Below are 16,997 nucleotides of genomic sequence, written 5' to 3'. Positions count from 1 at the left end.
GCACATATGAGCGTAAGCATCAAGATCGAGCACGCGCTGAAGCGCTACGGCCAGGCGACCATCATCCCCGATCTGTCGCTCAACATCGACAACGGCGAGCTGTTCACGCTGCTCGGCCCCTCGGGCTGCGGCAAGACCACGCTGCTTCGGATGATCGCCGGGTTCAACAGCATCGAGGGCGGCGATTTTTATTTCGACGCGCTGCGCATCAACGACCTCGATCCGGGCAAGCGCAACATCGGCATGGTGTTTCAAAACTACGCCATCTTTCCCCACCTGAGCGTGCGCAAGAACGTGGCGTTCGGGCTCAAAAACCGGGGCATTCGCGTAGACGAGGTCAAGGCGCGCACCGACGAATTTCTGAAGCTGACCCGGATCGAGCAATACGCCGAGCGCATGCCCGACCGGCTGTCGGGCGGTCAGCAGCAGCGGGTGGCGCTGGCGCGCGCGCTGGTGATCCGGCCCGATGTGCTGCTGATGGACGAGCCGCTTTCGAACCTCGACGCCAAGCTGCGCGTCGAGATGCGCGCGGTGATCCGGCGCATCCAGCACGGCGTCGGCATCACCACGGTGTACGTCACCCACGACCAAGAGGAGGCCATGGCGATCAGCGACCGCATCGCGGTCATGAATAACGGCGTGATCCAGCACATCGGCGCGCCCAAGCACATCTACCAGCGCCCGGCCAATCTGTTCGTGGCCACCTTCATCGGCAAGAGCAATGTGTTCAAGGGCCGTACGCGCGTGGTGGGCGGCGCGCGCTTCGTGGAACTCGCGGGCGGCTGCCGGGTCGCAGCCGACAGCCTGCGCGCCGACTACGCACTCGAGGAGGACGTGCTGGTGTCGATCCGGCCCGAGGAATTGATGCTGTGCGGCCCGGAAAACGCCGAGGGACACCTCCGGGCCACGATCGACGACAGCGTGTTCCTGGGCCTAAACACCCACTACTTCGTAACGCTCGAGAGCGGCGAGCCGGCCGAGATCATCCAGGAGTCGCAGATCGACTCGATCCTGCCGCCGGGGAGCAAGATTGCGCTCAAGGTCAACACCGAAAAGTTCAACGTGTTCAGCGCCAAGGGCGAACTCAGCCTGATGGCCGGGGTGCACAGCGGATTGGAGGGGCGCGCGTGAGGAAGCGGTTCGAGGTCTGGAATTACCTGGCGATTGCGCTGCTCGTGCTGTTTGTGCTGTTCTTCATCTACCCGAGCGCGCGGCTGATGTGGGAGGCGTTCTACACCGAGAAGGACGGCTTCACGCTGGGCGCGTTCGTCAAGTTCTTCGAAAAGAGTTACTACTGGTCGACGATCCTCAACTCATTCAAGGTGTCGGGCGCGGTGATGCTGATCTCGCTCGTGCTGGGCATCCCGTTTTCCTACTTCTTTTCGTTCTACCGCCTCAGGGGACGCAAGCTGCTGTTCGTGCTGGCGCTTTTGTGCACCATGTCCGCGCCGTTCATCGGCGCGTATTCCTGGATCATGCTGCTGGGCCGCTCGGGCGTCATCACCAAGTTCCTGGCCGGCCTCGGCATCAAGGTGGGCTCGATCTACGGCTTCGGCGGCATCCTGCTGGTGCAGTCGCTCAAGCTGTTCCCGCTGGTCATGATCTATATGAACGGCGCGTTCCAAGACATCGACAACAGTCTGATGGAGGCGTCGGCCAGCCTCGGCACCACGGGCGTGAAGCGCTTCTTTAAGGTGGTCATGGGGCTGACGATGCCTACACTCCTGGCGGCGGCGCTGATCGTGTTCATGCGCGCGTTCGCCGACTTCGGAACGCCCGCGATCATCGGCGAAGGGTTTAAGACCTTCCCGGTCCTGATCTACGATTCCTACCTGAGCGAGACCGGGGCCAACTACAACTTTGCCTCGGCGGTCAGCGTGCTGGCCATCGTGCTGACGGCCATCGTGTTCCTGTTCCAGAAGTGGGCGACCGGTCGCTTCAAGTTCACGATCAATTCGCTGCACCCGATCGAGAAGAAAAAGCCGCGCGGCGCGCTGGGCGTATTGATGCACATCTACTGCTACGCGCTGACCGCGGTGGCGATGCTGCCCCAGCTCTACATTATCTTGGACTCGTTCCGCGACTACAAGGGACAGGTGGCGCAGGCCACCTACTCGCTGTCGAATTATCAAAACGCCATCCGCAAGCTGCTCGGGCGCTCGATCACCAACACCCTGGTGATCTCGGCGCTGGCGCTGGTTCTGATCATCATCATCGCGGTGCTGATCGCCTACCTGGTGGTGCGCCGCCCGAGTTCGTTCAACCACCTGATCGACACCGTCTCGATGCTGCCCTACATTATGCCGGGCGCGGTCATCGGCATCTCGCTGATCGTGGGGTTCAGCGCGTTCCGGCTGGATATCGGCGGCAATACCTACGCGCTGGTTGGCTCGATCTGGATCATGGTGATCGCGCTGGCGATACGGCGCATGCCCTACACCAGCCGCTCGGCGACCGCCACGATGATGCAGATCCCCGTGTCTACCGAGGAAGCCGCGATCAGCCTGGGCGCGGGAAGGCTCAAGACCTTCATCGCGATCACCGTGCCGCAGATGAAGAGCGGCATCCTGTCGGGGGCCATTCTGAGCTTCGTATCGATCATCACCGAGATGAGCAGCGGCATCTTCCTGTACAACAACCGCACGATCACGCTGACGCTGAGCACCTATTCCTCGATTACGCTGGGCTCCTACGGCACCGCCTCGGCCTTCGCCACGGTGACCACGCTGCTCACGGTCGCGTGCCTGGCGCTGTACCTCTGGTTCACGCGCGGTTCGGAAAAGGTGCGGCTGTAAAGGGCCGGCGCATCTTCTGCGGGCAGATGCGCGTGGGTGTGGGAACGGGGAACCGGATCGCTGAAAATCAGGCACCGGCAGAGCCGGCCCCTGTGGTTGAACATGGAGGGCCCCGGCCCTCCAACCTTCCCGGGGAGGCGTTCGTTTTCGATATAAGGCCGTCCGGCTTTGTATAAAACCAATTTGAGGAGGAGCGACATGCGCAAAATTCTTTCCCTGGTACTCGTATCCCTGTTCGTGCTGGGCCTGTGCGCCGCAGGCGCGACGGCCGAGGCCAAACCCTCGTGGGTGCGGGACGATCCCGCCTCGATCGGCGACACCGTCGTGGTGTACTCCACCTTGGACGACGCGCAGCAGGCCACGGTAGAGGCCATCTGGTACCAGCATTACCCCGACTGCCGGATCGAGTGGATCAGCGACTCGGTGGGCAAGCTGATCGCCCGCGCGCGCAGCGAAATGAACAACCCGCAGGCCGACGTGATCATGGGCGGGCTGTTCGAGTCGGACGGCACCACGTTCCACGACGTGCTTTCTCCCTACACCCCCACGATCGCCGACGAAATGGCGACGCTTGACCCCTACGGTTACTACGTGATGTTCGACGTGCAGTACATGGCGTTCGTGGTCAACAACGACCTGATGGGCGAACTGGGTATCGAGATCAAGAGCTACGACGACCTGCTGAACCCGGCGCTCAAGGGCAAGATCATCCTGGCCGATCCGAGCGCTTCCTCGTCGGGCTACCGCCAGTTCCACACGATGCTGGCGCTCAAGGGCGATAGCTTCGGCGACGAGAAGGCCTGGAACTACATCGACCAGTTGATGGCCAATTGCGACGGCGTGGTCACCTCCTCCTCCTCGACGGTGTTCAAGAGCGTAATCAACGGCGAGTACGTGGTGGGCCTGAGCTACGAGAACATCATCCAGATGCAGATCGAGATCAACGGCGCGAGCAACATCTCGCTGGTCTACCCCGCCGAGGGCAACACCGCCTGCGCTTCGGGCGCGGCCATGGTCAAGGGCGCGCCGCACCGCTCGGCGGCCGAGGCCTTCCTCGACTTCTGTGCGTCGGGTGACTACCAGCAGGCTCGCTCGGTCGAGAACTGCGCGCGAGGCACCAACAAGACCATCAGCTACGGCAACTACCCCGCCGACGAGGATCTGGGCCTGGTCAAGATCGACTGGGAGTGGTTGGGCACCCAGAAGGAAGCGCTGCTCGAGAAGTGGGCTGAGCGCTGGGCGGAACACGCCTAAGCCCTTGCGATAAAGGCCCCTCTTCACGGCGGACAGAGGGGCCTTTTTAACAAACTGGCGAGCAGCGGGCCTGCCCGCAGGCGATCGACATTCCCGAGGTCATGCGCAAGTTGACGCCGTGCTTTTGGCGCGAAAAAGCAGGCCGGCTCGGCGTCATACAAAAGTTAACCCATCGTTCCTTGGGAATTGGGTTGACTTTCTTTGTCCGCTTGTGTATCGTAATATTTGATTCCATCAAGAGGAGGGAGCCCGGGTGAACGAAAACATCAAGGCCATTGCGATTCGAATTAGCGAGCTGCGCGACATCAGCGGATTGACCGCCGAGGAGGTGGCGAGCCGATCGGGCATACCGATCGACGAGTACCTGGAGTATGAAGGTGGTCAAAGGGATTTTTCCTTTAGCCACCTTTTTAATATCGCTTCCACGCTCGGCGTCGACATCAGCGACCTGCTGACCGGCGAGAGTCCCCGGCTCAAGGGCTATGTGCTGACGCGCAGCGGCAAGGGCCTCTCGTTCGATCGGCGCAAGGCCTACCGTTACCAGCACCTGGCCCATAACTTCGCGGGCAAAAAGGCCGAGCCGTTCGTTGTAACCGTCGAGTACGACGGCGTGACAGCGGGCAAGGCCGCGCACGCCCATGAGGGGCAGGAGTTCGACTATGTGCTCGAGGGCCATATGAAGATATCGCTCGCCGGCAACGACGTCTACCTCGGCCCCGGCGACTCGATTTACTACGACTCGTCGCTGCCCCACGCCATGTACGCCATCGAAAAGGACGCGCGTTTCCTCGCGGTCGTGATAAAGTAGGAGGGCCCAATGCAACTGTACAAAGACTACCTCGAGCAAACGGAATTCGGCTCCTATGAGGATTATCTGCGCAATTTCCACATCAATGTGCCCGACCACTTTAACTTCGCCTACGACGTGCTCGGGAAATTGTCGCGCGAGACGCCGGATGCGCTGGCGCTTCGGTGGTGCAACCCTGCGGGCGAGGCGCGCGACTTCACATTTCGTGAGATCGACGAGCTGTCGAGCCGCGCCGCCAACCTGTTCTCCTCGCTCGGCATATCGCGCGGCGACGCGGTGATGCTGGTGCTCAAGCGCCACCATCAGTTCTGGCCGGCCATCATGGCGCTGCACAAGCTGGGCGCGGTGGCCGTGCCCGCCACCAACCTGCTGACCGTCAAGGACATCGTATACCGCGTGAACGCCGCCGACATCAAGATGATCGTGGCCACCGCCGAGGGCGGCTTCGCCGAGCAGGCGGAACTGGCAAGGGGCGACTGTCCGACGATTTCGCACCTGCTGAGCGTGCGCGGCAAGAAACACGGTTGGATCGATTTCGACGAGGCCATCCAAGGCCAGAGCGCCGACTTCCCGCGCCCGCAGCCGCTGGGCGAATCGGACGACCCGCTGCTTTTGTACTTCACCTCGGGCACCACCGGCATGCCCAAGATGGTGCAGCAGGTCTGCTCCTACCCGCTCGGCCACATCCAGACCGCCGTGTATTGGCAGGGCTGCCTCGACGGGGGGCTGCACCTGACGGTATCGGAGACCGGCTGGGCCAAGTCGGTCTGGGGCAAGCTGTACGGCCAGTGGCTGGCGGGCAGCGCGGTGATGGCCTTCGATTTCGATAAGTTCGTGCCTGCCGAGATGCTGGAAGTCCTGCAAAAGTACCGGGTGACCACCTTCTGCGCGCCGCCCACGATCTATCGCTTCATGATCCGGGAGGACGTGAAGCGGTACGACCTTACGTCGATCGTGCGCTGTTCGATCGCGGGCGAGCCGCTCAACCCCGAGGTGTACAACAAGTGGCTGGATCTGACCGGCCACGCGCTGCGCGAAATCTACGGCCAGACCGAGTTGTGCGTCACGATCGGCACCTTCCCGTGGATGAAGATATGCCCCGGCTCGATGGGCAAGCCCTCGCCGCAGTTCGACGTCGATCTGCTGGACGAGGACTCAAATTCCGCGGCCCCCGGCACGGTGGGCGAGATCGTGGTGCGCGTGCGCGAAGGACGGGCTCTGCCGGTCGGCATGTTCAGCGGCTACTACCGCGATGCCGAACGCACCCGCTCGGTGTGGCACGACGGGTTCTACCACACGGGCGACCTGGCGTGGCGCGACGAGTGGGGCTACTACTGGTACGTGGGGCGCAGCGACGACGTGATTAAGTCGAGCGGTTACCGCATCGGGCCGTTCGAGGTGGAGAGCGCGCTGATGGAGCATCCGGCCGTGGTCGAAACCGCGATTACCGCCATGCCCGACCCGGTGCGCGGCCAGGTGGTCAAGGCCACGATCGTGCTGGCCAAGGGCTACGACCCCACCGACGCGCTCAAGAAGGAGTTGCAGGAGCACGTCAAGAAGACCACCGCGCCCTACAAATACCCGCGCATCGTGGAATTCGTGGCCGAACTGCCCAAGACGATCTCGGGCAAGATCCGAAGGGTGGAGCTGCGCGAACGGGATAACAAGTAGGATAAAAAACTCCCGCCCGGCCGACCGCAAAGCGGTCAAGACGCCGGGCGGGAGTTTTTGCGCGCTATGAATCAGTTTATTGCGCCTTGACAGGCGCCACCGAGTACATCACCTTTTTGAAGAAGGACCTGGCCGGCTTGAACTTGGCCTGAGGCGCGGTGAAGCGCAGCGCCACCACCTGCTTGCTCTCTTCGATCGCGGCCATGATTACGAAGCCTTTGAGCGTGGCCTTGCCTTGCTTGGCCATATAGGTCGCGCTGAGCGCCTTGCGGTTGATGAAAGGCGCCTTGCCGTTGGGCTTGCCCTTCTTAATGCCGTCGTAGTCGGACTTGAGCGCGTCCATGTAGTCGGCGAACAGCTTCTTCATCTCCTGCGACGTCATCTTCTCCTGATCGTAGTTCTTGACGGTCAGCGTCAGGCGCATGGGCTCCGCGTTGCCCGACACCGGTTCGGTAAAGCGCAGCGTGTTCTCGCTGGTTTCGACCGTCCAGTGCGACGGGTAGTCGAGCGAGATGTGCAGATCCTCGTCTGCGTAGGGCTCGAGCACGTAGTCCTCGATCTTGACGGATTTGGCGGACGCGTCGGCGCTCGGCGCGGGCGTCGCCTGGGCCGGCTTTCCCGCGGCGGGGGTCCCGGTCGGCTTCGCCGTGCCCGGCGTGCCGGAGGGCTCGTCCATCGGGTCGTCCTCGTCCGACTCCATCAGACCAGACAGATCGTCCGCGCCCGCGTCGCCGGGCAGCTTGCCGTCCGGCAGCGCGTCATCACCCGGCAACTGGTCGAGCGGATCGGTCAAACCGTTCCCCGAGACAGGCGCGTCGGGCAACGGGGACGGCGACGCGTCGGCCGCCGGCGTAGGCGAGGGCGCGCCCGCCGTGTCGCTGCGCGAACCGCAGCCCGTCAGCGACAGGATAATGACGAGCGCCATCAGAATTGCGCCATATTTTTTCACACGGTTATCCTCCAAACGTTGTGACTTGAGGTTATTATACCGCGATTTTGCCCGTACGTCAAATTCCAACATTTATATGCAGCGCAATCGCTTCCGGCCTCATCCGAAAGCGATTCAGACCATTGACAAAGCATGATGCATATGACAACGCGGCCCGACGAACTCACACGCCCACGGGCATGTACCGGGGCGTGAATGCGATCCGACAAAGGGGGGCCGCAGCCGGGCTGATTTATGCCAGCCGCGCGTCCGTGTCCGCTCCCTGCGACAGCAGTTTTCGGGTGCCCTCGTGGATAAAGGTCAGCGCGGCGCCCACCGCCGAGGCCTCTCGCTTGTGCATGGGGGCGCGGACGTAGTCGCCGCTGCCCTCAAACCCGTTACGGCGGGCGGCGCGTGCGCGCAGTTCAGGCAAGTACGCGCCGATGTGCTCACCCAGATACCCTCCGATGATCAACTCGCAGTCGAACGCCGCGCGAATGTTGCCGATCGCAAGCGCAAGATGGTAGAGGTACCGATCCCAGGTGGCTTCTGCCTCATCCTCGCCCCGCTCGAGCGCATCAAAGAAATCCTGAAGCTCGCCGCCCACGGCCTCCGACAGCAGCCGCGTGTTGATGTAGCCGTAGGCGCAGCCCTTTTGCCCGCAGTAGCAGGGTCGGCCCTCGGGCTGAAGCGTCATATGGCCGAACTCGGCGCTGTGCTGATCCAGCCCGTTGTACATCCGGCCCTCGATCATGATCGAGCCGCCCACCGTATCGCTGACCGACAGGTAGGCCAAGTGGCGCGTGTCTATCTCGCGCCGGGGGGCTACCGCCCAGAACTCGGCATAGCCGCCGGCGCTGGCGTCGTTGATCAGCCGGCAGGGATAAGGGATGTGCGCCGCGAAGTCGTTCAGGCAGACCGTGCCCGCACCCAGCGCGTTGTTGGTGGTGGCGCTGCCCTCCCCCACCACGATCGCCGGGATCGACAGCCCTACCCCCGCCAGATACTCGCGCGCTACCCCGGCCTCGTCCAGCGCCTCCTCCAGCACGTCCCCCAGTGCCTGATAGTACGCCCCACGGCTTTCAAACGGCAAGGCGTGCTTGATGTGGTAGACCACGTCGCCCTTGAGGTTCAGGATCACCGTGCTGACGCTGCGGCGCGTGATGTCGAGCCCTGCGGCAAAGCAGGCGCGCGCGTTGATCGCGTAGGAGCGCGCCTTGCGCCCGCCGGTCGAGCCCACCGTGCCGTTGCCCACGATCAGGTCGCGCTCGATCAGTGCCCTGATGTTTTGCGTCACGGTGGGCGGGCTCATGTTGAGCCCTTGGGCGATATCCTTGGCCGACGCCTGCGCGCTCGATTGAATGAAAAAAAACACCGATTCCATGTTGATCTGCTTGACGACGTTGTTGCTGACCGATTGCCTGTGCATGAAGCTCATTCCCGATCTCTCATTTTGCTCATATACTCATAGATTCGAGGCCGCCGCGCTGCGCGCGGCGGCCCGGCTGTCGTTAGAACACGATGACGTTTTTGACGGTCTCGGCCGCGCGCTCGTGCGCGCTCTTAAACGCCTCGGGCGTTTGCTCGAACGGATAGGTGTTGGACACGATACCGCTGATGTCGATCGCGCCGCTTTGAACCGCCTTGATCGCCACCGGGTACAGGTTTTTGTACCGGAAGATCGAGGTCAGCGTCAGCTCCTTCGCGCTGATCGGACCGAGCGGAATGCCGTTCAGCTCGTCCGTACCCATGCCCACCAGCACGATCTTGCCCGCGGCCTTGGCGGCACGGATGGAGCCGGTCACCGTCTCGCTGAAGCCGGCGCAGTCGAGCACCACCTCGCAGCCCTTGCCGTCGGTGAGCCGCATGACCTCGGCCACCACGTCGGCCTCCTTCGAATTCACGGTGATCGCGCCCAGCTTCCGGGCCGCCTCGAGCCGCACGTCGAGCATGTCGGCCACGATCACCTGGGCCGCGCCGTAGGCCTTGGCCGCCAGCAGCGACACGAGGCCGATGCAGCCCGCGCCGTAGATCAGCACGCTGTCGCCCAGCTTGACCCCGCCGGTCAGCGCGGCGTTGATGCCGATCGCCAGCGGCTCGATCAGCGCGCCATCGGTAAGCGACACCGAATCGGGCAGCTTGAATGCGAATTCGGCCGGGAAGGCCACGTAGTCCATCAGGCAGCCGTCATAAGGCGGCGTGGCGAAGAATTTGACGTCCGGGCACAGGTTGTAGTGCCCGCCGCGGCAGAACTCGCACGTCCCGCAGGGCACGCCGGGCTCGAGCGCCACCCGGTCGCCCACCGCAAGGTGGCGAACGCCTTCGCCCACCGCAACCACCGTACCCGCGCACTCATGGCCCAGGATGAACGGGAACTCCACCACATAGTCGCCGATGCGCCCATGGCTGTAGTAGTGCACGTCCGAGCCGCACACGCCCACCGCGCCCAACTTCATAAGGATCTCGCCCGGCTTCGCCTCGGGCATGGGCACCTCGCGAAACTCAAGCGTCTTGAGCTCCGTCAATACGACCGCCCGGTTTCTCCCTGCCATAAAAACACCTCCATCTCATAATACATCGTCCCCGTGAAGGGATTCTTAAGGGACCCTCTTCCAAATAAACGGGGTTTTGAGGAAGATCCCCCCCTGTGGCTCTTTATTTCACCGCGCCCATCGAAAAACCCTTCACCAAATACTTGCGCATCAAAAATCCACAAAGCAGCATCGGCATCACGATGATGGTGCCGGTGGACATGGCCTGTCCCCAGGCGATGCCGGTCTGCGTAACCAGCAGCGACGCCGCGATCGGCACGGTCTGGGTGTGGGCGCTGGTCAAAGCGCTGGCGAACACGTAGTCGTTCCACGCAAACATCATGCACAGCACCCCGGTCGCGGCCAATCCGGGCGAGGCCGCGGGCAACGTGATGCGCAGAAAGGCCCCGAACTTGCTGGTGCCGTCCACACGCGCCGCCTCCTCGAGCGCGGCGGGCACGTCGGCAAAGAAAGCCATCATCATCCACAGCGCAAACGGAAGGTTGAACGTGATGTAGGCAAAGATCAGCCCCGGCATGGTCCCCACCATCCTGAGCCGCGAAAAGATCAGGTACAGCGGCAGGATCACCGCGGGAATGGGCGCCATGCGGGTGGAGATGATCCAGAAGGAGATGTCCTTATGGTGCTTAAAACGGCCGCGGGAGAGCGCGTAGCCGCCGAGACTCCCCAGGAACAGCGCAATCAGCGTGCTCGACAACGACGCGACCAGGCTGTTGACCAGGAACTTTCCGAACCCCGCCTGGGTGAACATATAGACGTAGGTGCCCAGTTCCGGCTTGAAGATGAACTGCGGCGGCATCGAAAACATGTTGGTGCTGACCTTGAGCGAAGACAGCGCCATCCAGATAATCGGCGTCACCGACCAGAGCACCAGCACGGCGGCGCAGGCATACATCGCGATCAGCGACCAGCGCCGCCTGTGACCCATCGCGCTGCGCGTGCGCTCGCTCATTCGCGTCATCATAGCGCTCCCCTCCCCATCAGGCGGATAAACAGCTTGCCCAGCACGCTGATGACCGCCACCATGATGATGCCCAGCACCGCGGCTTGGCCGAAGTTCTGAAACCGGAACGCCACCTCCATCAGGTGAAAGCCGGCCACCTTGGTGGCGTCGGCCGGTCCGCCCTCGGTGATGATCTTGATGGTATCCACATAGCGCAGGATGTCCATCGCGCGCACCAGCAGCGCCACCAGCATCGTCCGGGAGGCCAGCGGCAATATCACGTAGCGCAGCCGCTGGCGGTAGCTGGCGCCGTCGATCGAAGCGGCTTCCAGCACCTCCACGTCCATCGACTGCAGCCCCGCCAACACGATCATGGTGACGAGCGGCGTCCATTCCCATACGTCGATCAATATGATGCCGATCACCGCCCCCGCGGGGCTGGCAAACAGCTCGCCGGTGTAGCCGAAGAAGCTCAGCAGCCAGGCGTAGAACCCATAGGTGGAGTTGAGCAGGAACCGGCCCAGCAGCCCGGCCACGATGGGTGCGACGAACACCGGCAGCATGAACAGCGTCAGGATGACGTTCTGTCCCTTGGGCAGCTGGTAGATCAGCAGCGCCGCGCCGACGCCCAGCAGCATCTGGATCGTCAGGCCGATGCCGGCGATCTGGCCGGTGCGCGCCCACGCGCCCCAAAAGGTGCTGCTCTTAAACACCCGCACCCAGTTGTTGAGGCCCACGAACGTGGGGTTATTGACCGACATCGAAAAGTCGTACAGGCTGATGTAGAACATGTACAAAAGCGGAAATATGCTGATCAGCGCCAAACACAGAAGCGCGGGCGCGAGCATCAGCCGCTCGGTTCCCTGCTCATTTCGGATCTTCACCCCGAGCGATGATTCGCGGCGGTGTGTGGTGGTCATGGCAGCCCCTCCTGCTCATAGGTAATCGCTGATGAAAGCACGCGTGCGGTGGCGACCTGAATCTTCGTCAGATCGTGCCGGTAAAGGCCGAAGGCGTAGCGGCGCTACGTCGAGGTTTTTGCGGGCGCGAGATGGCGCAAAGGCGGCCGCCCCCGCGCGTGGGATTTGATCAGCGCTTCCATGGACTCCGGCTGCAATACGCGCCGGCAGCGCCGCCCGGCGCTCGATCATACACAAAAGGCCGGGACCGGAAGGCCCATCCCTCCGGCCCCGGCGGCGGACGTCAGTTGCCGGTCAGTTCGTTGAGCTGCTGATTGGCGCTCTTAAGGGCCTCTTCCGGAGAGACCTGGCCGGCCAGCATCTTCGAAAGCTCGGTGTAGATGATGGTGTCGCACTGCGCCCATACCGGGATCTTGGGCCGCAGGTAGGAATTCTCGGTCGCCCAGGCCAGCTGCACCGCGCCGCAGGCCTTGAGGTTGGGCATCCGCTGCGCTTCCTCGCTCTGCTGATCTTCGATGCCCTTCTTGACGTCGGGCAGGTTGTACACCGAGTAGCGCGTCGGCGTCGATCCGCCCGATTCACTGGTCAGGCACAGGTACTGGGTCTGCGGCGAGGTGGCCCACACCACGAACAGCCAGGCCGCCTTTTGCTCCTGCTCGGTCGCGTAGGCCGAGATGCCGATGCCGGTGCCGCCGTAGATGTTGGCGCTGCGCACGTCGCCCTTGGGCGTGATGGTCCACTTGGTCTTGCCCACCACCTGGGACTTGGAGGGATTCTCGAAGTCGGCGGAGAACTCGTGCCACTCGCAGATGATCGCCAGTTCGCCGGCCGCGTAGCTCTCAGCCAGGCCCGACCAATCCCACGAAGTAGACGACGGATGCGCCACCGCGTTGAGCTTTTTGTAGAACTCGGCCGATTTGAGCGCCGCTTCGCTGGTCAGCGCCGCCGGGCCGGGGTTGGCCGCGCCGATGCTGCCAATGTCGGTGGCCTCGAAGTAGTCGCCGCCGTTGGCGGCCAGCACGTTGGAGAAATCGCACATCAGCGAGTCGTGCTGCTTGGCCTGCTGGCCGATGCCGTACTTGACCTCGGCGATCTCGCCGGAGCTCGCCTTCTCGGTGATCCAGGCCGCCACCTCGTACAGCTGCTCCCAGGTCATCTCGGGCGAGGGCGTCCAGTCGAAGCCCTTCTCGGCCTGGAAGGCCTGCTTGTAAGCCTCGTTCTCAAACACGTCGGCGCGGTAGGCCAGGATGATCGTGGGGTTGTCATAGGGCAGGGCGAGCAGCTTGTCGGAGTCGCCCATGTAGCCGCAGCAAACCAGCTGGCTCTCGAAGAAATCCTCCAGCCCGCCCGGAATGTGCGGGAGCGCGGGGTCGTTGTTGAAGGTATTCAGGTCGATGAAGTTGTCCTTGTTCTTGGCCATGATCTGCTGCGGATCGAGGTAGGCCACCTGGTACTTGGCGGTGCGGGCGTTGACATCCAGCCCCACCTTTTCGATGACCGCGTTCAGGTCAGCCTGCTCGATGACCACCTTGATGCCGGTGACCTGCTCGAACAGCTCGATGTTGGCCGCGATGGCGGTGGACGGCGTGGTGTTCTCGGAGATGAAGTTGATCGTCGTGCCCTCAAACTGACGCCAATCGAAGCCTTCCGGCGCCTGAATGCGAGGCAACCCTTCCACCCATCCGTCGAACGGAGCGTCCACCAACTGAGGCTCGGCCAGTGCGGCCGTCCCCATGCCCAGCACCAGGACGGCGACGAGCATGAGCGCGAGGAACTTAGCAAGCGTGCGGTTAGACATGGAACCCCTCCTCCTGATTATCGTTTTCGGTGCCGAGCGCGCGCGCCGCCGCGCAATCCGCCATGGCCCCGAAACAAACGCCGCGCGATGCACCCCCGGCGCATCAAAAGGTAATTTATAAAATACCTTTCGTAAAGTATCATAGCTTTTATTTGCCCATGTGTCAATACCCATTATTATGATTTGTGAATATAGCTCATTATTATTGCCGGACGGCGGCTGTAAACTATCATTTCTCAACATGTTTGATATGCGATTCACAATTTCCCGGCGGATTTTGCGATATCCAACCCGATCATGGGATCGATTGACCGGGCCGAAAAGCGAGCCCCGTCCGCTGCAAACGGACGGGGTTTATGAATCCCGAGACAATCGATGCCCGCATCGGCCCCTACGGATTGAGCGCCTCCACTTCGTCCGGATTTACGATCGCGTCGATCGCGACCGACTCGATCGAACCGAGCGTGGTGGTGATGTCGTTCTTGAGCCACGTGAACAGGTAGCTGAGCAGCACGACGCACAGCAGGATGATGATGAAGCTGCCGATCGACGCAAAGAAATCCATGAATCCGGACAGCGCCCGGAGCCATGCGCGCCGCTGCGACAGCTCGCTCCTGGTCATGTAATCGGGCATTCGCCCACCCCCTCGCCGGCATCATTGTAACATGCGAAAATGACAAATGCAAATACTTGGACGTTGCATTTAAACAATTGGTTCATGCCAATCACGCCATGCGCCGGTGGCGTTGCCGTGCGCGCCGCCCTCGGCGCTCAGCCCGGGAAAACCTTGCTGCCTGAGCGCCTCGTACAGCACCACCGCGACCGAGTTGGCCAAATTCAGCGAGCGCGCTTCGGAAAGCATCGGAATGCGCACGCAGGCGTCCGGGCAGGCCCTGAGCAGGTCCTCGGGCAATCCCCTGGTCTCGCGGCCAAACACCAGGCAGTCGTCGGGCCGGTAGGCCACATCCGCGTAGCACGCGCGCGCCTTGGTGGTCAGCATAAGCAGCCGCGCCGAGGGATGCGCCGCGCGAAACGCGCGCCAATCGTCGTGCACGCATACATGCGCCAGGCGCCAGTAGTCGAGCCCCGCGCGCTTCAAATAGCGGTCGGACAGCTCGAAGCCTAGCGGCTTGATTAGGTGCAGCGTCGCCCCGGTCGCGGCGCAGGTGCGCGCGATGTTGCCCGTATTTTGCGGGATCTCGGGGTTCACCAGCACGACGTTCATGCGTTGCCGCCCAGGACGCAGTCGTCGCTCGTCTTCTCCGCGCCCGACGCCCGGCCGCCGGGCGCGGCCTTCCAGGCGAGGCGCTTGACCGCCTCCACCGCGTTGCCCATAACCATCGCACATCCTTTCACAGGTCCGATTCGCCCCATGGGGGCTGAGAAGTAAAGGTGTCGTCTTCATAGGTCAGCGACGCGCACCACAGCATGGGCATGGAACGGCCGCGCGCCTTGTTGAACGCGCGGTCGCCATACTTGTCGTCGCCCGCGACCGGGTGGCCGAAGCGCGCGAGCTGCACCCGGATTTGATGGGTCCGGCCGGTCAGCAAATTCACCTCGACCAGCGACGCGGCGTCCGACCGCTTAAGTGCGCGCGCCGTCAATCGCGCCGTCAGCGCGCCGGGGCGCGGCGCGTCGTACGCCCGCACGATGGAATCGCGCCCGTGCTTCACCAGGTAATGGGTAAGCGCGACTTCGCCCGGCGGGAAGCGCCCGCGCACCACGCACTGATAGCGCTTGCCGACCGCGTGGACGCGAAACGCGCCCAGCAGCGCGCGTTCGGTCTCGTCGGTCAGCGCCAGGATCATCACGCCGCCGGTGCCGGCGTCCAGCCGATGCGTAAGCCGCGCGGTCGGGTGCTCGCGCCGCGCGCGCCTGAGCAGCGTATCCTCGCCGATGCCGTCCTCATCGACGTCCACCGGCAGCGCGGCCGGCTTCTCGACCGCCAGCAGCCCGCCCGCGCAACGCAGCACGGTCAGTTCCCCGGTCAGCCGGTTCTCCGGCAGGTAGACCGCCACCCGGTCGCCGCCCGATACCAGGCCGTCGCCGCCCGAGCGCGCGCCGTTGACCTTCACGTCCCCGCCTTTGAGCGCGGCGCGCAGCGCGTGGCCCGGCAAGATCGGATAGGCGCGCTTAAGGTAGCGCGCGAGCGGCATTTGCCGAACGCCCGCCGGCACCACATGCTCGGTCATTATACCTTGACGATCCAGCCGAACGGGTCGTCCGCCCGGCCCCACTGGATGCCGGTCAGCGTGTCGTACAGCTTCTGCGTGAGCGGGCCGATCTTGCCGCCGCTCAAAGTGATCTTATTGCCCGCCCAGTTGAGCTCGCCCACCGGCGACACCACGGCGGCGGTGCCAGTGCCGAACGCCTCCTGCAGCCGCCCGGCCGCGTGCGCGTCGTAGATCTCCCGGATCGAGACGCGCCGCTCGACGGTCTCATAGCCCATCGATTTCGCCAGTTTCAGGATAGAGTCGCGCGTGATGCCCGCGAGGATCGAGCCGTTGAGCTCGGGCGTGACCACCTGACCGTCGATCACGAACATCATGTTCATCGCGCCCACTTCCTCGACGTACTTCTGCTCCACACCGTCAAGCCACAGCACCTGCGCGTAGCCCTTCTCGTGGGCCATCACGCCCGCCTTGAGCGACGCGGCGTAGTTGCCCCCCGTCTTGGCGAAGCCGATCCCGCCGCGCACCGCGCGCACGTACTTGTCCTCCACGTAGATGCCCACGGGCGCGAGGCCGCCGGCATAGTACGCGCCCACCGGCGACAGGATGATGAAGAAGGTGTAGGTGTCGGACGCGCGCACGCCCACGAACTCGTCGGTGGCGATGATGAACGGGCGGATGTAGAGCGAGGTGCCGGGCGCGCTCGGCACCCAGTCGCGCTCCACGTCGAGCAGCTTCATGAGCCCGGCCATCGCCGCGTCCACGTCGAATTCGGGGATCGACATCCGCTCGGCCGACGCGTTCATGCGCAGGAAGTTGTCGCGCGGCCGGAACAGCTGCAGAGCGCCGTCGGCCCTGCGATAGCACTTGAGCCCCTCGAAGATCGTCTGGCCGTAGTGCAGCACCATGGCCGAGGGCTCCATCAGCACCGGGCCGTAGGGCTCGACCTTCGCGTTATGCCAGCCCTGCCCGCGCACGTAACGCATGGTGAACATGTAGTCGGTGAAGATGCGGCCAAAGCCGAGCTTGGTCTCGTCGGTCGGCTTTTGCTTGAGCGTCTTGGCCTGTACGAATCCGATTTCCATGGTGTATCCCTCCCAAACATTGATTATCACGATCTATAGAAGCGGTCCTTCCCATTCCCCTCCGCAGGGGGG

At 63.2% G+C, this 16,997-nt stretch carries 15 protein-coding genes; 5 read left to right on the top strand and 10 right to left on the bottom strand.

The annotated features are described in order from the left end of the window. Nucleotides 1-6 precede the first annotated feature (6 nt). The 5 genes from ACH6CV_RS13040 (at nt 7) to ACH6CV_RS13020 (ending at nt 6,528) form a co-directional block, all read left to right on the top strand. On the top strand, nt 7-1,131 hold the full coding sequence (locus tag ACH6CV_RS13040; protein WP_456358640.1) for an ABC transporter ATP-binding protein: 1,125 nt from the start codon (nt 7-9) through the stop codon (nt 1,129-1,131). Then, nucleotides 1,128-2,795 (top strand): ABC transporter permease, encoded by a 1,668-nt coding sequence (locus tag ACH6CV_RS13035; protein WP_456358637.1) that lies wholly within the window; start codon nt 1,128-1,130, stop codon nt 2,793-2,795. Before ACH6CV_RS13040 ends, ACH6CV_RS13035 begins: the two co-directional genes overlap by 4 nt. Before the next feature lie 198 nt (nt 2,796-2,993). Further along, complete coding sequence (locus ACH6CV_RS13030; protein ID WP_456358636.1) at nt 2,994-4,049, top strand: extracellular solute-binding protein; 1,056 nt, start codon at nt 2,994-2,996, stop codon at nt 4,047-4,049. 253 nt (nt 4,050-4,302) lie between these two features. Beyond that, complete coding sequence (locus ACH6CV_RS13025) at nt 4,303-4,857, top strand: helix-turn-helix domain-containing protein (RefSeq protein ID WP_456358635.1); 555 nt, start codon at nt 4,303-4,305, stop codon at nt 4,855-4,857. A 15-nt stretch (nt 4,858-4,872) separates the two neighbouring features. Continuing rightward, complete coding sequence (locus ACH6CV_RS13020; protein WP_456358639.1) at nt 4,873-6,528, top strand: AMP-binding protein; 1,656 nt, start codon at nt 4,873-4,875, stop codon at nt 6,526-6,528. Between the two features lie 76 nt (nt 6,529-6,604). Here the strand turns inward: ACH6CV_RS13020 and ACH6CV_RS13015 are convergent, their stop codons facing one another. The 10 genes from ACH6CV_RS13015 to ACH6CV_RS12970 all read right to left on the bottom strand — a co-directional run bounded on the left by ACH6CV_RS13015 (nt 6,605) and on the right by ACH6CV_RS12970 (nt 16,925). Next, nucleotides 6,605-7,477, bottom strand: coding sequence for a hypothetical protein (locus tag ACH6CV_RS13015; RefSeq protein WP_456358634.1), 873 nt, complete (start codon nt 7,475-7,477; stop codon nt 6,605-6,607). 232 nt (nt 7,478-7,709) lie between these two features. Continuing rightward, nucleotides 7,710-8,894, bottom strand: a complete 1,185-nt coding sequence (locus tag ACH6CV_RS13010; protein ID WP_456358633.1) for an ROK family transcriptional regulator — start codon at nt 8,892-8,894, stop codon at nt 7,710-7,712. A gap of 73 nt (nt 8,895-8,967) precedes the next feature. Further along, on the bottom strand, nt 8,968-10,008 hold the full coding sequence (locus ACH6CV_RS13005) for an NAD(P)-dependent alcohol dehydrogenase (protein ID WP_456358632.1): 1,041 nt from the start codon (nt 10,006-10,008) through the stop codon (nt 8,968-8,970). Nucleotides 10,009-10,111: 103 nt separating this feature from the next. Continuing rightward, nucleotides 10,112-10,972 carry a carbohydrate ABC transporter permease gene (locus ACH6CV_RS13000; protein WP_456358631.1) on the bottom strand — a complete coding sequence of 287 codons (861 nt, stop codon included), beginning with the start codon at nt 10,970-10,972 and terminating at the stop codon, nt 10,112-10,114. Next, a complete protein-coding gene (locus tag ACH6CV_RS12995) occupies nt 10,969-11,871 on the bottom strand; it encodes a carbohydrate ABC transporter permease (RefSeq protein WP_456358630.1) in 903 nt (300 codons plus the stop codon). The genes ACH6CV_RS13000 and ACH6CV_RS12995 overlap by 4 nt, the downstream gene beginning before the upstream one ends. Before the next feature lie 283 nt (nt 11,872-12,154). Beyond that, nucleotides 12,155-13,669 carry an extracellular solute-binding protein gene (locus ACH6CV_RS12990; RefSeq protein WP_456358629.1) on the bottom strand — a complete coding sequence of 505 codons (1,515 nt, stop codon included), beginning with the start codon at nt 13,667-13,669 and terminating at the stop codon, nt 12,155-12,157. A 391-nt stretch (nt 13,670-14,060) separates the two neighbouring features. Beyond that, nucleotides 14,061-14,303, bottom strand: coding sequence for a hypothetical protein (locus tag ACH6CV_RS12985; protein WP_456358628.1), 243 nt, complete (start codon nt 14,301-14,303; stop codon nt 14,061-14,063). A gap of 69 nt (nt 14,304-14,372) precedes the next feature. Next, nucleotides 14,373-14,894, bottom strand: a complete 522-nt coding sequence (trmL, locus tag ACH6CV_RS12980; RefSeq protein WP_456358627.1) for a tRNA (uridine(34)/cytosine(34)/5-carboxymethylaminomethyluridine(34)-2'-O)-methyltransferase TrmL — start codon at nt 14,892-14,894, stop codon at nt 14,373-14,375. 127 nt (nt 14,895-15,021) lie between these two features. Continuing rightward, a complete protein-coding gene (locus ACH6CV_RS12975) occupies nt 15,022-15,861 on the bottom strand; it encodes an RluA family pseudouridine synthase (RefSeq protein ID WP_456358626.1) in 840 nt (279 codons plus the stop codon). Beyond that, entirely contained in the window at nt 15,861-16,925 is a 1,065-nt protein-coding gene (locus ACH6CV_RS12970) for a branched-chain amino acid aminotransferase (RefSeq protein ID WP_456358625.1), read from the bottom strand. The genes ACH6CV_RS12975 and ACH6CV_RS12970 overlap by 1 nt, the downstream gene beginning before the upstream one ends. Nucleotides 16,926-16,997: the final 72 nt, after the last annotated feature.

This window comes from Anaerozeibacter quisquiliarum (assembly GCF_051162045.1).
In the GTDB taxonomy this organism is placed as follows: domain Bacteria; phylum Bacillota; class Clostridia; order Christensenellales; family Aristaeellaceae; genus Anaerozeibacter; species Anaerozeibacter quisquiliarum.
This window is presented reverse-complemented; position numbering and strand designations above follow the sequence as displayed.

Bases quoted from the DNA above. Each gene is read 5' to 3' on its own strand.
- ACH6CV_RS12970 (WP_456358625.1), bottom strand. From the start codon at position 16,925: ATGGAAATCGGATTCGTACAGGCCAAGACGCTCAAGCAAAAGCCGACC.
- ACH6CV_RS13005 (WP_456358632.1), bottom strand. From the start codon at position 10,008: ATGGCAGGGAGAAACCGGGCGGTCGTATTGACGGAGCTCAAGACGCTT.
- ACH6CV_RS12985 (WP_456358628.1), bottom strand. From the start codon at position 14,303: ATGCCCGATTACATGACCAGGAGCGAGCTGTCGCAGCGGCGCGCATGG.
- ACH6CV_RS13000 (WP_456358631.1), bottom strand. From the start codon at position 10,972: ATGATGACGCGAATGAGCGAGCGCACGCGCAGCGCGATGGGTCACAGG.
- ACH6CV_RS12990 (WP_456358629.1), bottom strand. From the start codon at position 13,669: ATGTCTAACCGCACGCTTGCTAAGTTCCTCGCGCTCATGCTCGTCGCC.
- ACH6CV_RS13030 (WP_456358636.1), top strand. From the start codon at position 2,994: ATGCGCAAAATTCTTTCCCTGGTACTCGTATCCCTGTTCGTGCTGGGC.
- ACH6CV_RS13010 (WP_456358633.1), bottom strand. From the start codon at position 8,894: ATGAGCTTCATGCACAGGCAATCGGTCAGCAACAACGTCGTCAAGCAG.
- ACH6CV_RS12975 (WP_456358626.1), bottom strand. From the start codon at position 15,861: ATGACCGAGCATGTGGTGCCGGCGGGCGTTCGGCAAATGCCGCTCGCG.
- trmL (WP_456358627.1), bottom strand. From the start codon at position 14,894: ATGAACGTCGTGCTGGTGAACCCCGAGATCCCGCAAAATACGGGCAAC.
- ACH6CV_RS13040 (WP_456358640.1), top strand. From the start codon at position 7: ATGAGCGTAAGCATCAAGATCGAGCACGCGCTGAAGCGCTACGGCCAG.
- ACH6CV_RS12995 (WP_456358630.1), bottom strand. From the start codon at position 11,871: ATGACCACCACACACCGCCGCGAATCATCGCTCGGGGTGAAGATCCGA.